Raw genomic sequence first — 13,301 nt, forward strand, 5'->3', positions numbered from 1 at the left:
CCCGCCCGTCGATCGACGGGCGGGCAGGGCGGAAACCCGTGCCGAAGGCACTCGACGTCAGCCGTAAGGCGGTCAGCCGTACAGCGGTCAGACGTACGGGCCGAGGTCGCGCACCTCGGAGAAGCCGAGGCCGTAGGCGCTCATGCCGCGCCCGTAGGCCCCGATGTGCACTCCGCCGTGGGTGGACCCCGCCAGCACCCAGCCGAACTCCGACTCACGGTAGTGAAACGTGGTGGGTTCCCCGTCCACGGGCAGTGAGAGCGTGGACCAGGCCGATCCGCTGAGGTCGTCCGCCAACTCGAACGCGGTCTCCGTCTGCTGGTCCAGCCAGTCGTCCCGCAGGGTGTGGTCGAGCTGGGGAGGCCAGGTGTGGGCCAGTAGGCCCGAGCCGGCCAGCCAGGCGGCGGATGAGGCCGTGGTGGCGTCCAGCACCCCCGTACCGTCTCCGCTGCGCCGCACCGGGCTGGCGGCCACCGTGATGACCACCGCGAACCGTTCCTTCTCCACGGCGGTCGCCTCGGTCCGTATCGACGGCTCGTCGCCATGGCCCATCGAACCGTGCTGAACCACTCCGTCGGCCGCGGAGCCGACCTGCATCAGCCAGCGCGGGCCGGTGAAGGCATCGTCCAGGCCGTACCAGGGGAACTGCGCGCGGGCGTATGCGTCCGGCGTGCCCTGGGCCGCGGTCCCGGTGCGCTCCGCTTGGTGCGGGTCCTCAGCGCCGGGAGCGGGGGATTCATTGGCCGTGTTCTGCGCCGTCAGCCGACTGGTCGTCTCCATCTACCGGGCCGCCTCCTCTGTGTCCGAGGTCTGGAGCGGACCCGCCCCCCTCGGGCGTCCTCGCGTCCTGACAGATGGAGAGAATAGCCACCCGGCCCCGGGTCGCAGGGATTGACCGTGCTCAGGTGGCGTCGGAGTCGAACGGCGGACGCTCGTCCTTGACGGACTGATCGCGCTTCTTGAGCAGGTCGGGGGTGCCGGATGAGCCATTGACAGCGGCCGGGACCGAGGGGGTCGAATCGGTGTCGTTGACGGCGTCCGCGACCTCGTTGAGATCCTTGCTGAAGTCGAAGGAACTGCGCAGTTCCTTCAGCTCACGCAGGTCGTCGCTCTCGCTCATGTGCTTGCGGATGAACGTCTTGGGGTTCAGGTCCTCGAATTCGAAGTCCTTGAACTCCGGGCCCAACTCGCTCCGGATGTCGTGCTTGGCGTTGTCGGAGAACTCGCGGATCTTCCGGATGAAGCCGGCGACATCCTGAATGACCTTCGGCAGCTTCTCGGGGCCGAAGATGAGCACGGCGAGCACCACGAGAGTCGTCAGCTCCAGTACGCCTATGTCATTGAACACCCTGTCGCTCCTCGTGTTCTCCGCTGATTCCCCGGCTCGGAGGGCGGACGGGCGTCCGAGCCCGATCCAAGGTACCCGCCAGGACTTCCGAGAGTCACGTGCTGGTATGCCCTCATCCGCGATTGGCTCTCGAAGGTCACCGGTCGTTCATCCGTCGTTGGCGGCACAGGCCCTCCCCCGGAGCCGTGAGGCGTCCTCGCTGCCCGGGGTCGTTGGGCCGTGCCCGCGAGTGGAGTGGCGGTGGGCCGCCGGGCTGGGCCGGGTCAGGTGCCGCCGGCGGAACCGAGGGTCAGCGTCAGAGATCGTTCCTTGCCCGCTCGGGTGAGGGTCAGCTCCAACGTGTCCCCCGGCCGATGGGAACGGATCTTGACGATGAGCTCCTCACCGCTGTGCACCCGCTGGCCGTCGACCTTGGTGATGACGTCGCCCGGCTTGACGCCTGCCTTGGCACTGGGCCCGCCCGGTGTCACGGACGGGGAGTCGTCCTTGCCCTTGTCGCCGACGCGTGCGCCGTCGCCGGTGTACTTCATGTCGAGGCTGACACCGATCACGGGGTGAGTGGCCTTACCGGTGTTGATCAGTTCCTCGGCCACCCGCTTGCCCTGGTTGATGGGGATGGCGAAACCGAGCCCGATGGAACCCGACTGGCTGCCTTCCCCGCCGCCGGTGTCCGCCGCGCGAATGGCGCTGTTGATGCCGATGACCCGGGCCTGGGTGTCCACCAGCGGACCGCCGGAGTTGCCGGGGTTTATCGGGGCGTCGGTCTGGAGCGCGTCGACATAGCTGACATCGCTGCCGTCGCCCTTCTCGCCACCCGCGGTGATCGGGCGCTCCTTGGCGCTGATGATCCCCGAGGTCACGGTGTTCTGCAGGTCGAAGGGGGCTCCGATGGCGACGACCGGATCACCGACCCGCACATTGTCGGAATTGCCCAGCGGCAGCGGGGTGAGTCCGGAAACGCCGCTGACCTTGACGACGGCGAGGTCATAGCCGCTGTCCTTGCCGACGAGGGTCGCGCTGGCGGTCTCGCCGCCGCTGAAGGTGACGGAGATGGCGCCGGAGGCGCCTGCCGGGTCGACGACATGGTTGTTGGTGAGGATGTGGCCCTGGCGGTCCAGTACGAAGCCGGTGCCGGTGCCCTGCTCGCCACCGCCGCTGACATGGAGGGTGACCACGCTCGGCAGGGCGCGGGCGGCGATGCCGGCCACACTGCTGGGGGCGCGGTCCCCGTCGTCCGGTGGGGCCTGATCCAGTTCGATCTGGGTGATCCCGCCGTTGCGCTCGACATAGGCGCCGATTCCCCCGCCGATGCCACCCGCGACCAGGGCGAGGAGGACCGCCCCTGTCAGCAGCGCACCGGTTCGTCTGCCCTTTCCGCGGCCCTTGACGGGTTCGCCGGGCTGGGTGAGCGGCGCGAGACTCGGGGTGCTCCAGGGGTCGTAGTGGAACTGGACGCTCCCCGGCTGGGGCGGGGAAGCCGGCTGAGGGTCCGCCGATGGAACCTGGGCGCTGTAGGGCGCTGGTGGCTCGGTGCCTTGGGGTGTGGACGTGCCGTGAGCCGGGGTGGGGGACGGACGCTGCACGGGCGGCGCGGGCGCCCAGGGGCCTGGTCTGCCGTACGGCGGGGTGCTGTAGCTGTCCGGCTCGTGCAGCGGCTGCGGGCGGCCCTGATCCCTGGGCGGGCCCGCCAGGGGCTCGCTGGGGCCTGCTACGGCGGGTTCCAGCGGGGCGGACGGTGACTGGGCGGACATCGGCGGCGGAATCATCACTGCCGGCGGGCCGGATGGCGGGTACGGGGCGTCCGCGGGGTGGTGCGGGTCATCCGGACGGTGGTGCGGCACGGGCGCCCCTGACCTTGTCTCAGCCGAGGCGGCAGCGTCCCCTGGCGCCGGCGACGAGTCCTGCGGTGCGGGATACGCCGTACCGCCGGGGCGGGGGCGGCTCCACCACTTCGCCTTGGCGCCCATGGGCTTCCCGTCGTCCATGCACTCTCCGCATACTGCAGTCCGCCGCGGCGCCCCCGCGGGCACCCGTCCAAGGATTCAACCAGGTTTCGGAATGCCTGCGCAGGGGTCGGGTGGGCGACCGGGTGTCAACGAGCCGGTGGATGCGTTGGAGCGCGAAGGTGGGAGGGGGACGGGGTCACCCATGGGGTGACGCCATGGGCGGTGGCGAGTTGGAAAACCGAGCCCGTGGGTCGTATCAGCGGGGTGGGGGTGAGGCCGCCGAGCGTGGTCACCGAGGTGATCGGGCCAACAGCCGGGGTGACGAGCGGTTGGTTCAGCGGGCCGGGAGAGAGCGGGCCGGACACCGAGAGTCCGATCGCCCGCCCATCGGACCTGGTGGGCGCATGCCCCGAGCCACGGCGGCGCTCATACTCGGTGCTCCGTACGGAAGCCGCCGTGGAGCCGTTGCTCACTCCTGGGTTTCCGCTGGCGGCAGGCCCCAGCGGGGTCACCTTGTTGCCCGTGTTGCCGCCGCGGGGACCGGCCGCCAGAGATGCCTCCAGCGGCAGCGCGCCACCGAGCGCGATCGCGGCGAAGGACACCGCGCTCGCGGCGGCGAAGGCGAATCTGCGACCTCTCCAGGGAGAGCGGTCGGCCTCGCGCCCTACGTCATGGATGCGGAAGCCACGCGGACCGGGGTGCCGGGCCCCGCTGGGAGCGAGGGGCAGCACCCCGGTACCCAGATGGCCGCCCGGGACATAGCCGAAGGTCTCGGTGTGGCGATCATCGGGGCGACCGGTGGAGGGTGTCACCCCGCCGAAGACGGGTCCGGTGTCCCGTCCTGCGGAGGCACCCTGGAAAGGTCCCCTCCCCGGGTCACCACCTCCTGGCCCCCCGGGCAGCCCCTGGAGCCGCGCCAGCAGCCCCTCGGAGACGGGTGGGGGCGCCGACTGCGCGAAGACGCTCTTGAGTCGGCGCTGGGCGTCTGCTTCGGCCTTGCACTTGGGACAGGTCGCCAGATGGGCGAGCACCCGGTCCCGGACGTCGTGTTTGAGCTCGCCGTCGACAAGTGCGGCGAGCCGGTCCCCCAGATGCTGCTCCGCTGGGGTGGGGCCTGTGCCACTCACGCCGGTCCGACCTCCCCTGCGAGTCCTACCGCTCCCGCCAGGAGACGCTGCTCGGCGCGGGCCTCGGGCGAGCGGTGCTTCAGGGCCTTGCGCAGATGCGAACGCCCCCGGTGGATACGGCTGCGGACCGTGCCGAGCTTGACGCCCAGGGTCGCGGCGATCTCCTCGTAGGAGAGTCCTTCGATGTCACAGAGCACCACAGCGGCACGGAATTCGGGCGCAAGGGTGTCCAGCGCCTGCTGCACATCGGCATCGAAGTGAGTGTCGTTGAACACCTGCTGGGGGGAGGGCTCCTTGCTGGGGAGCCGCTCGGCCGCGTCATCGCCGAGCGCATCGAAGCGGATGCGCTGCTTCCTACGGACCATGTCCAGGAAGAGATTGGTGGTGATGCGGTGGAGCCAGCCCTCGAAGGTGCCGGGCGTGTAGGTCGACAAGGAGCGGAAGACACGCACGAAGACTTCCTGCGTCAGGTCCTCGGCGTCGTGCTGGTTACCCGTGAGGCGGTAGGCGAGGCGGTAGACCCGACCGCTGTGCGTGCTGACGATCTCCTCCCAGGTGGGCGGCGTCCACGCCTGCGATTCCGCATCCGATGCGAAGGTCGCGGTTGTTGCGGAGTCGGCGATGGCGGAACGGTCAGCGAAGTTGGTCACGGATTTCGGCTCACCCGGTGACCTGAGGAAGCGCCTGAGCACTCCTCTCCGATCCGCAGGTGCAGCCGCACCTCCCCTATCGGCTCTGGTGGTGTCCAGCGGAGCCCCTACCATAGCCACCTCGCCCGTTAGCTCCGGATAAGAATCTTTACGCGAATTTGGGTGCTGCTTACCGCTCTGATCCATTGCGCCCCCCTGCCCCGTACAACGGCTGGTCCCATCAGCGGGTTCCCAGAGCCAGCGGATACAGTCAACGTCGCGTTCAACTACGGGGACAGGAGAGGCCCATTACCGCAAACCGGCAGACAAGCTGGGCGTTCGCCGACGCCTTTGTCGCCGAGGACGACGCACTGCACTGGGCCCGTGAGCGGGCCCGGGAGTCAGGAGTCCCCTCGGTGTCGCCAGGCACCGGCGCCGCGCTGCGACTGCTGGCCGCGACCGCGGATGCGAAGTCGGTGGCGGAAATCGGTACGGGAACGGGTGTGTCCGGGATCTATCTGCTCCAGGGGATGCGCCCCGACGGGGTGCTGACCACGGTGGATCCGGAGCCGGAGCGACAGCAGTTCGCCCGCGAGGCGTTCCGGGAGGCCGGCTTCGCCGGGAACCGGGCCCGCTTCATTCCAGGCCGCGCACTCGACGTGCTGCCGCGGCTCGCGGACGGCGGGTACGACCTCGTCTTCTGCGACGGGGACCGAATCGAGTCCCTGGAGTACCTCGCCGAATCGTTGCGTCTTCTACGACCGGGTGGGCTGGTCTGCTTCGAAGGCGTCTTCGCCCGTGGTCGTACGGTCGACTCGGCGGCGCAGCCCGCGGAGGTACTGCGACTACGGGACTTGCTGCGGGCGGTACGAGAGAGCCAAGAGCTCCTGCCCTCACTCTTGCCGGTGGGCGATGGACTGCTGTGCGCGGTGCGCCGGGGGTGAGCCCGGTCCGCCCACCACGGGCGGTCGAGGACACCGGTGGGTGATGGCTCCCCACCTCGCGTTCCCCTGATCCGCGAGCACGGGATGCGCGCTCAGGCGGGATGCGCGCTCAGGCGGGATGCGCGCTCAGGGCAGCCCCAGGGGCCTGCAACAAGGTTCTTCACGCCAGGGGCAGATGCGGTGCCTCCGCGCGCACCGAGCCCGGCTCTGGCGACGGCCTTCCGAGGGAACGGTCACCCCTCGCGCCCGTGGCAAGCCGCAAGGGGTCCTTGGACGGATTCCCCTACCGGGCCCGAACCCCGCACTGGCCGAGGGATCAACCCGCCAACCCGCCGCCGCATGGGGCGCGCGGCGAGATCGGCCGGCCCGGCCCGGGCCGCTCCGGGTGGCGTGGGGAGTGCGCACCGGCGGAACGCGGCTCGCCCCGACACCCACCAGGGGCGTCGGGGCGAGAAAAACACGTCGGGCGCTCGTGGGTCAGCCGACGACCTGCTTCAGGGCATCGCCCAGCGCTTGGGCCTCGTCCGGGGTCAGCTCGACGACAAGCCGACCACCGCCTTCGAGCGGAACGCGCATGACGATGCCCCGCCCCTCCTTGGTCACCTCGAGCGGGCCGTCACCCGTCCGCGGCTTCATGGCCGCCATGCTCGTTCCCCTTCCTGAAACCAGCTCATCGTCAGCCGACGCCCCTGGCTAGGCACGAGTCACCGGCATCGAACACATTGCTTCCAGGTCATTATCCCGCATCCCAGGACCCGATGACCAACATCGGTTGGCATCGCTTAGGCAACGCGCTCTCGCAAAACCACCCAATTCGCCGATCCTCCTGCGATACTTCGCCGCCGCCACCGCCATCCGGGCCCGAGATCTCCGCCTCGCACTTTGACGCAGGTCACATGCTTACGGCCCGAAATCTCCGCCATGCTGTGCCGTGCACACACCGCTGAGCCGCAAAGGGGATCTGACATGGCCGACTCCGTGCTGTACGAGGTGAGCGACGGACTCGCAACGATCACGATCAATCGGCCCGAGGCCATGAACGCGATGAACACCGGATCCAAGGTCGCCCTTCGGGACTCGGTGCTCAGGGCCGCCGATGACCCCGCCGTCAGAGCGGTACTGCTGACCGCGACCGGGCGCGCCTTCTGTGTCGGGCAGGATCTCAAAGAGCATGTCTCCGAGCTGGCGCGGGCCAAGGAGACGGGCTCCACCGATGTGATGAGCACCGTGCGGGAGCACTACAACCCGGTGGTCCGGGCCATTGCCACCATGCCGAAGCCGGTCGTCGCCGGGGTCAACGGGGTGGCGGCGGGGGCGGGTCTCGGGCTTGTGCTGGCCGCGGACTACCGGGTCGTCGCCGACACCGCGAAGTTCACCACGGCCTTCGCCGGGATCGCCCTCACCGCGGACACCGGGATCTCCTGGACCCTGCCCCGGCTGATCGGCGGAAGTCGGGCCGCCGATCTGATGCTCTTTCCCCGTTCGTTCTCGGCGCAGGAGGCCTATGACCTGGGCATCGCCAACAAATTGGTACCTGCCGACGAGTTGGCGACCGAGGCCGCTGCCGTCGCCCGGGCGCTGGCCGCGGGCCCGACCCTGGCCTACGCGGCGATCAAGGAATCCCTCGCCTTCGCCGCGGAGCACTCTCTGGACGAGACCCTCGACAAGGAGGATGAGCTCCAGTCGCGAGCGGGACTGTCCGAGGACCATCTGATCGCCGTACAGGCGTTCGTCGCCAAGGAGCAGCCGAAGTTCCTGGGCCGTTAGGCCATTCGGGGCATCGTCCGGCGGCTTGCCGCTGCGGCGGGCGGTGGCTAGGGGCCATCCGCGACGGCGGCCGAGGGGGCTGCGGCGCGGGAGACACAGCCGTTGAGATGGTCGTCCACCAGGCCGCAGGCCTGCATCAGGGCATACGCGGTGGTGGGGCCGATGAAGCGGAGGCCCTTCTTCTTGAGGGCCTTGGCCAGGGCGGTCGATTCATCGGTGATCGCGGGCACATCGGCGGTGGTCCGAGGTGCCGGGCGGGTCGCGCCGTCCGGTGCGTAGGACCAGATCAGCGTGTCCAGCTCTCCGGGGGTCCAGTCGGCGAGCGCCCGTGCGTTGGCGAGGGTCGCCTCGACCTTGGCCCGGTTTCGAATGATTCCCTCGTCGAGCAGAAGGCGCTCCTGGTCGGCGTCGGTGAACCGGGCCACCGAGGCGATCTCGAAGTTGTCGAAGGCCCGGCGGAAGCCTTCCCGCCGTCGCAGAATCGTGATCCAGGAGAGGCCGGACTGGAATGCTTCCAGGCAGAGCCGCTCGAAGAGCGCGTCATCTCCGTGGACCGGTCGGCCCCACTCGTCGTCGTGGTACGCGATGTAGTCATCGGCTGACAGCCCCCAGGGGCAGCGCAGCCTCCCGTCCGGGCCCGCCATCAGACCGCCGCCGCTCACTGCGAGGACTCCTGACCGGGCTCGGTGAACATGTCGGGCCGGCCCACAGCGGTGGCCTGCACCCCGGCCAGCGCCGACTCCAACTCGGCGATACGGGCGTCCCGCTCGGCCAGCTCGGCTCCCAGGCGGCCGAGCACATCGTCGACATCCGCCATCCGGTAGCCGCGCAGCCCGACCGGCAGTCGCAGGGCCTCCACATCCGCCCGGCCCACCGGCCTGGTCTCGGGCAGCGGATCGACGAGCTGGTCGGGTGCGGCCTCCGGCAGGGCGGCGCTATCGCCGCCACCGATCACAGCAAGCGTGACCGCACCGACGACCACAACCATCGTGATCAGCAAGAACAAGAACACGGACGACCCTCTCCCCGACTTCCGGGCGCTTCCCGGACGGAAACCGTTCCCCGGCTCTGATCGTGCCACGCCGGTGTGACAGTTAGGGTCTCAGCCGGACGACCTGAGGAGGAAAACAGCTGATGCTGCGGCTGGGACAGCGTGAATTCGGTCCGCACGAGCCAGTGATCATGGCGATCGTGAACCGTACGCCCGACTCCTTCTACGACCAGGGCGCGACCTTCCGCGACGAGCCCGCGCTCGCCCGGGTCGAGCAGGCGGTGGCGGAGGGCGCGGCCATCATCGACATCGGCGGGGTGAAGGCCGGTCCCGGAGAGGAAGTCACCGCCGCTGAGGAAGCCCGCCGAACGGTCGGTTTCGTGGCGGAGGTGCGGCGGCGGTTCCCCGATGTGGTGATCAGCGTCGACACCTGGCGGCATGAGGTGGGCGAGGCGGTCTGCGCGGCCGGCGCGGATCTGCTGAACGACGCCTGGGGCGGGGTCGACCCCCGGCTGGCCAAGGTCGCGGCGCGCTATGACGTGGGGCTGGTGTGCACCCACGCGGGAGGAGCCGAGCCACGGACCCGGCCGCATCGGGTGGCGTACGACGATGTGGTCGCGGACATCCTGCGGGTGACGCTGGGCCTGGCCGAGCGGGCGGTGGAGCTCGGGGTGCGGCGGGACGGGATCATGATCGATCCCGGGCATGACTTCGGCAAGAACACCCGGCACTCCCTGGAGGCGACCCGCAGGCTGGGGGAGCTGGTGGAGACGGGGTGGCCGGTACTGGTCTCGCTGTCGAACAAGGACTTCGTCGGGGAGACGCTGGATCGCCCGGTGAAGGAGCGGTTGACCGGGACGCTGGCGACGACCGCGGTGTCGGCCTGGTTGGGCGCGCGGGTCTACCGCGTCCATGAGGTGGCCGAGACGCGCCAGGTGTTGGACATGGTGGCCACCATCGCGGGCCACCGGGAGCCCGCGGTGGCCCGCCGGGGCCTCGCCTAGCGCTGGCAGCCCCCGTACCGGCGTGGACGGCTCCCAGTAGATGGTGCGTGCCTTGGCCGCACCCATGCCGGCGGGCCGTCCGTCACCGTCCGCCGTCATCCGGCGGCACCCAGCCAAGGGAGGCCCGGGCCCGATGTGCGGGCCCGGGAACCCCGGCCGGGGCCGCGGTGGACCCGGTGGTCCTGCTGGGCGGCCTCAGACGGCGGACCTCACAGGCCCGTCTCCTTGGTCACCAGCGACACGGCTTCTTCCACGTCGTCCGTGACGTGGAAGAGCAGCAGGTCCCTCTCCGACGCCTTGCCCTGGCCCACCACGGTGTCGCGCAGCCAGTCCACCAGGCCGCTCCAGTACTCCGTACCGAAGAGCACGATCGGGAACCGGGTGACCTTGCCGGTCTGCACCAGGGTGAGGGCTTCGAAGAGCTCATCCAGGGTGCCCAGACCACCCGGAAGCACCACAAAACCGGACGCGTACTTCACGAACATTGTCTTTCGGACAAAGAAGTAGCGGAAGTTCACCCCGATGTCGACGTGCTGGTTCAGCCCCTGCTCAAAGGGCAGCTCGATGCCGAGCCCCACCGAGATGCCATTGGCCTCCCGCGCGCCCCGGTTGGCCGCCTCCATGGCGCCGGGGCCACCGCCCGTGATCACCGCGAATCCCGCGTTCACCAGAGCTGTGCCGATCCGGATGCCCGCCTCGTACTCGGGGGTGCCCGGCTTGGTGCGGGCCGAGCCGAAGACGCTGATGGCGCTGGGCAGTTCGGCGAGTGCGCCGAAGCCCTCGACGAACTCCGACTGGATGCGCATCACCCGCCAGGGGTCCGTGTGCACCCACTCCGAGTCACCCTCGGTGTCCAGCAGCCGCTGGTCGGTTGTCCCTGGCTGCACCTGGTCCCTACGACGCAGCACCGGCCCCTGTCGCTGCTCTTCCAGCGCCCGTGAACCTTCGGGGTTGCCCATGACCTGCTCCCTCCGCCGAACATCAATTGCTGGAGCAAGGGTAGGTCGGCGAAGGCGACGAGGAGGGAAACTCAGGACGTCAGCCAGTCATGCAAGCGCGTCTCACAGTGTGTGATCTTGTCGATGGCCACATGTTCGTCCCGCTTGTGGGCGTAGAGGGCGTCACCCGGTCCGTAGTTCACCGCCGGTACTCCCAGGCTGCTGAAGCGCGAGACGTCGGTCCAGCCGAACTTGGGTCGGGCGCTGCCCCCGACGGCCTTCATGAAGGCCGCGGCAGCCGGGTGGGAGAGACCGGGCAGCGCGCCGCCCGAGTGGTCGTCCACCATGAACTCCGCCACCCCGCAGTCGGCGAAGACCTCCCGGACGTGCGCCAGGGCCTCCGCCTCACCGCGGTCGGGCGCGTAGCGGTAGTTGACGGTGACGGTGCAGACGTCGGGGATCACGTTGTTGGCCACCCCGCCCTCGATGCGTACGGCGTTGAGGCCCTCGCGGTACTCCAACCCGTCGATCACCGGTCGGCGCGGTTCGTAGGCGGCGAGCCGGTTCAGGATCGGCACCGCCGCGTGGATCGCGTTGGCCCCCATCCAGCTGCGGGCCGAATGCGCCCGCTCCCCCGTCGTCCGCAACAGCACGCGCAGCGTGCCTTGGCAGCCGCCCTCGACCTCCGCGTCGGAGGGTTCGAGGAGCACCGCGAAGTCGCCCTCAAGCCACTCGGGGTGGGCGTCGGCGACCCTGCCCAGGCCGTTGAGGTGCGCGGCGACCTCCTCGTTGTCGTAGAAGACGAAGGTGAGGTCGCGGTTGGGGGCGGGGACGGTCGCGGCGATCCGCAGCTGGAGGGCGACACCCGACTTCATATCGCTGGTGCCGCAGCCCCAGAGCACTCCGTCCTCGTCGAGGCGGGACGGCAGGTTGTCCGCGATGGGCACGGTGTCGATGTGTCCCGCGAGAATGACCCGCTCGGCGCGCCCGAGGCGGGTGCGGGCGATCACGTTGTTGCCGTGTCGGTCGACCGTGAGGTGCGGCAGCGCCCGCAGTGCCTGCTCGATGGCGTCCGCGAGCGGCTTCTCGGTGCCGCTCACGGACGGGAAGTCGACCAGGGCCGCGGTGAGCGCCGGGGCATCGAGGGTGAGGTCAAGTGCGGGTTGAGGCATGGCGTCGACGATAGCGCGAGGGGTGCGGACGCGATTCGGGCCAAGCTCCGACGCTGGTGGCCTCAAGCGCCTTCGCCGCGCCGAGGGGCCGCTGTGCGCCCCTGGCCGGCGACCGCGGAGGGAGACGTTCACCACCCCGGGCCGCGGCTCACCGCGCACCACTCGTCGAAGACGCCGGTTCGAACGGGACCGGCTCGGACAGCTGCTAGTACGGTGGGCGTGTGCCCGAGACCGCCTCCTCCGTCCGGCGCGGCCGCCTGCCCCGTTCCGCGGTTGCGTTCTCCGTCCTGCTGGCCGTCGCCGGCTATGTGACCGTGCAGTATGTCGCCGGGGACCGTCCGGCCCGCTGTGTGGTGCGCGCCGCCGCCACCGGTGATGGGCCGACCTATGAGTTGAGTACGGAGATGGCCTCGAACGCGGCGACGATCTCGGCCGTCGGCACCAGCCGTGGACTGCCCGAGCGGGCGGTCACCATCGCGTTGGCCACCGCCATCCAGGAGTCGTCACTGCTGAACATCAGGCACGGTGACCGGGACTCGCTCGGCCTCTTCCAGCAGCGGCCGTCGAAGGGGTGGGGCACTCCGAAGCAGATCCTGGACCCGGTCTACTCCACGGAGAAGTTCTACGACGGGCTCGTGGCGGTCCCCGGTTACTCCCGGCTGCCGTTGACCGTGGCCGCACAGCGCGTACAGCGCAGCGGCTTCCCCCAGGCGTACGCCAAGCACGAGCCGAACGCCACCCTGCTGGCCGCCGCGCTCACCGGTCGTACGGATGCCGCGCTGACCTGCGCTCCCGGCCAGGGCAGCGGGTCCGGTGACCCGGCGAAGGTGCGGGCGGAACTGCTACGGGCCTTCGGGCCCGAAGTGGCGCCCAAGGCAATGGCCCAAGGCGCTCCGGGCGCATCCGGTGCGGCAGGCGGTAGCGAGGTCTCCATCCCGGTGCCACCCGCCCTGGTGGCGAGTGGCGGAACCGGCGGCAAGGCCTCACAGCGCGGCTGGGAGTTGGCGCACTGGGCGGTGGCGCGGGCGGACGGGCTGCGGATCGAAGAGGTCTCCTACGGGGGCAAGGTGTGGCGCGCCGAGGTCGCCAGGGAGTCGGGTGCGGGCTGGCGCGCTGGCTCCGCCCCCGGGAGGGGCGAGGACGGCGGGGCGGGCAAGTCCGCCCAGACCGGGCAGGACGAGGTCCGCATCCGTCTCGCACGGTAGTCCGGGCATTCACCCGAACGGGGAATTGAGCCCTATCACTCCAATGCATCAGCGCCGCATTCGACACAGGCCGCACCCCTTGCCGTAAATCCCTTGAAGAACAAGGGAAGTGACGGTTCGCCAGCTTTTCGAACGAGGGAATGTTTGCCCGTCTTTATCCAGGACCGATAATGCGACACATTACCAACTCTTTACCTTGTGACACCGCAACTTCCCCCGCCCCCTGAGCG

General features: G+C 69.8%; 14 protein-coding genes. 4 read left to right on the plus strand and 10 right to left on the minus strand.

Going from position 1 to position 13,301, the window contains the following annotated elements; genetic code table 11:
- Window positions 1-87 precede the first annotated feature (87 nt).
- The 5 genes from NBG84_RS12335 to sigE all read right to left on the minus strand — a co-directional run bounded on the left by NBG84_RS12335 (window position 88) and on the right by sigE (window position 5,185).
- On the minus strand, window positions 88-780 hold the full coding sequence (locus NBG84_RS12335) for a hypothetical protein (protein ID WP_250919421.1): 693 nt from the start codon (window positions 778-780) through the stop codon (window positions 88-90).
- Between the two features lie 121 nt (window positions 781-901).
- Window positions 902-1,348: a sec-independent translocase gene (locus NBG84_RS12340; protein WP_250919422.1), complete on the minus strand. Its 447-nt coding sequence runs from the start codon at window positions 1,346-1,348 to the stop codon at window positions 902-904.
- A gap of 263 nt (window positions 1,349-1,611) precedes the next feature.
- Complete coding sequence (locus NBG84_RS12345; protein ID WP_250919423.1) at window positions 1,612-3,333, minus strand: S1C family serine protease; 1,722 nt, start codon at window positions 3,331-3,333, stop codon at window positions 1,612-1,614.
- Window positions 3,334-3,440: 107 nt separating this feature from the next.
- Entirely contained in the window at window positions 3,441-4,421 is a 981-nt protein-coding gene (locus tag NBG84_RS12350) for an anti-sigma factor family protein (RefSeq protein WP_250919424.1), read from the minus strand.
- Window positions 4,418-5,185, minus strand: a complete 768-nt coding sequence (gene sigE / locus NBG84_RS12355; RefSeq protein WP_250919425.1) for an RNA polymerase sigma factor SigE — start codon at window positions 5,183-5,185, stop codon at window positions 4,418-4,420. Before sigE ends, NBG84_RS12350 begins: the two co-directional genes overlap by 4 nt.
- A 173-nt stretch (window positions 5,186-5,358) precedes the next feature.
- On the opposite strand from sigE, the gene NBG84_RS12360 reads away from it, so the two are divergent.
- Window positions 5,359-5,994: an O-methyltransferase gene (locus NBG84_RS12360; RefSeq protein ID WP_250919748.1), complete on the plus strand. Its 636-nt coding sequence runs from the start codon at window positions 5,359-5,361 to the stop codon at window positions 5,992-5,994.
- Between the two features lie 477 nt (window positions 5,995-6,471).
- Here NBG84_RS12360 and NBG84_RS12365 read toward each other — a convergent pair whose 3' ends face one another.
- On the minus strand, window positions 6,472-6,639 hold the full coding sequence (locus tag NBG84_RS12365; RefSeq protein WP_073809075.1) for a DUF3117 domain-containing protein: 168 nt from the start codon (window positions 6,637-6,639) through the stop codon (window positions 6,472-6,474).
- Between the two features lie 321 nt (window positions 6,640-6,960).
- On the opposite strand from NBG84_RS12365, the gene chcB reads away from it, so the two are divergent.
- Complete coding sequence (chcB, locus tag NBG84_RS12370) at window positions 6,961-7,761, plus strand: 2-cyclohexenylcarbonyl CoA isomerase (protein WP_250919426.1); 801 nt, start codon at window positions 6,961-6,963, stop codon at window positions 7,759-7,761.
- A 47-nt stretch (window positions 7,762-7,808) separates the two neighbouring features.
- On the opposite strand, the gene NBG84_RS12375 is transcribed toward chcB, so the two are convergent.
- A complete protein-coding gene (locus NBG84_RS12375) occupies window positions 7,809-8,405 on the minus strand; it encodes a DNA-3-methyladenine glycosylase I (RefSeq protein ID WP_250919749.1) in 597 nt (198 codons plus the stop codon).
- Between the two features lie 14 nt (window positions 8,406-8,419).
- Window positions 8,420-8,842, minus strand: coding sequence for a DivIVA domain-containing protein (locus NBG84_RS12380; protein ID WP_425608624.1), 423 nt, complete (start codon window positions 8,840-8,842; stop codon window positions 8,420-8,422).
- A 53-nt stretch (window positions 8,843-8,895) separates the two neighbouring features.
- Between NBG84_RS12380 and folP the strand changes: the two genes are divergently transcribed.
- Window positions 8,896-9,756, plus strand: coding sequence for a dihydropteroate synthase (folP, locus tag NBG84_RS12385; RefSeq protein ID WP_250919428.1), 861 nt, complete (start codon window positions 8,896-8,898; stop codon window positions 9,754-9,756).
- Window positions 9,757-9,965: 209 nt separating this feature from the next.
- Here folP and NBG84_RS12390 read toward each other — a convergent pair whose 3' ends face one another.
- Both NBG84_RS12390 and dapE read right to left on the minus strand, forming a co-directional pair.
- Window positions 9,966-10,715, minus strand: coding sequence for an LOG family protein (locus NBG84_RS12390; protein ID WP_250919429.1), 750 nt, complete (start codon window positions 10,713-10,715; stop codon window positions 9,966-9,968).
- Between the two features lie 71 nt (window positions 10,716-10,786).
- Window positions 10,787-11,866: a succinyl-diaminopimelate desuccinylase gene (gene dapE, locus NBG84_RS12395; protein WP_250919430.1), complete on the minus strand. Its 1,080-nt coding sequence runs from the start codon at window positions 11,864-11,866 to the stop codon at window positions 10,787-10,789.
- A 221-nt stretch (window positions 11,867-12,087) separates the two neighbouring features.
- Here dapE and NBG84_RS12400 point away from each other — a divergent pair, with 221 nt between their 5' ends.
- Window positions 12,088-13,071 (plus strand): hypothetical protein, encoded by a 984-nt coding sequence (locus NBG84_RS12400; RefSeq protein ID WP_250919431.1) that lies wholly within the window; start codon window positions 12,088-12,090, stop codon window positions 13,069-13,071.
- Window positions 13,072-13,301 lie beyond the last annotated feature (230 nt).

Origin of the sequence: Streptomyces albipurpureus, assembly GCF_023701525.1 — a bacterium.
Classification (GTDB): domain Bacteria; phylum Actinomycetota; class Actinomycetes; order Streptomycetales; family Streptomycetaceae; genus Streptomyces; species Streptomyces albipurpureus.

Excerpts from the sequence above, each read along its gene's own strand:
- NBG84_RS12335 (WP_250919421.1), bottom strand. The coding sequence starts at position 780 with ATGGAGACGACCAGTCGGCTGACGGCGCAGAACACGGCCAATGAATCC.
- NBG84_RS12365 (WP_073809075.1), bottom strand. The coding sequence starts at position 6,639 with ATGGCGGCCATGAAGCCGCGGACGGGTGACGGCCCGCTCGAGGTGACC.
- chcB (WP_250919426.1), top strand. The coding sequence starts at position 6,961 with ATGGCCGACTCCGTGCTGTACGAGGTGAGCGACGGACTCGCAACGATC.
- dapE (WP_250919430.1), bottom strand. The coding sequence starts at position 11,866 with ATGCCTCAACCCGCACTTGACCTCACCCTCGATGCCCCGGCGCTCACC.
- NBG84_RS12375 (WP_250919749.1), bottom strand. The coding sequence starts at position 8,405 with ATGGCGGGCCCGGACGGGAGGCTGCGCTGCCCCTGGGGGCTGTCAGCC.
- NBG84_RS12390 (WP_250919429.1), bottom strand. The coding sequence starts at position 10,715 with ATGGGCAACCCCGAAGGTTCACGGGCGCTGGAAGAGCAGCGACAGGGG.
- NBG84_RS12345 (WP_250919423.1), bottom strand. The coding sequence starts at position 3,333 with ATGGACGACGGGAAGCCCATGGGCGCCAAGGCGAAGTGGTGGAGCCGC.
- sigE (WP_250919425.1), bottom strand. The coding sequence starts at position 5,185 with ATGGTAGGGGCTCCGCTGGACACCACCAGAGCCGATAGGGGAGGTGCG.
- folP (WP_250919428.1), top strand. The coding sequence starts at position 8,896 with ATGCTGCGGCTGGGACAGCGTGAATTCGGTCCGCACGAGCCAGTGATC.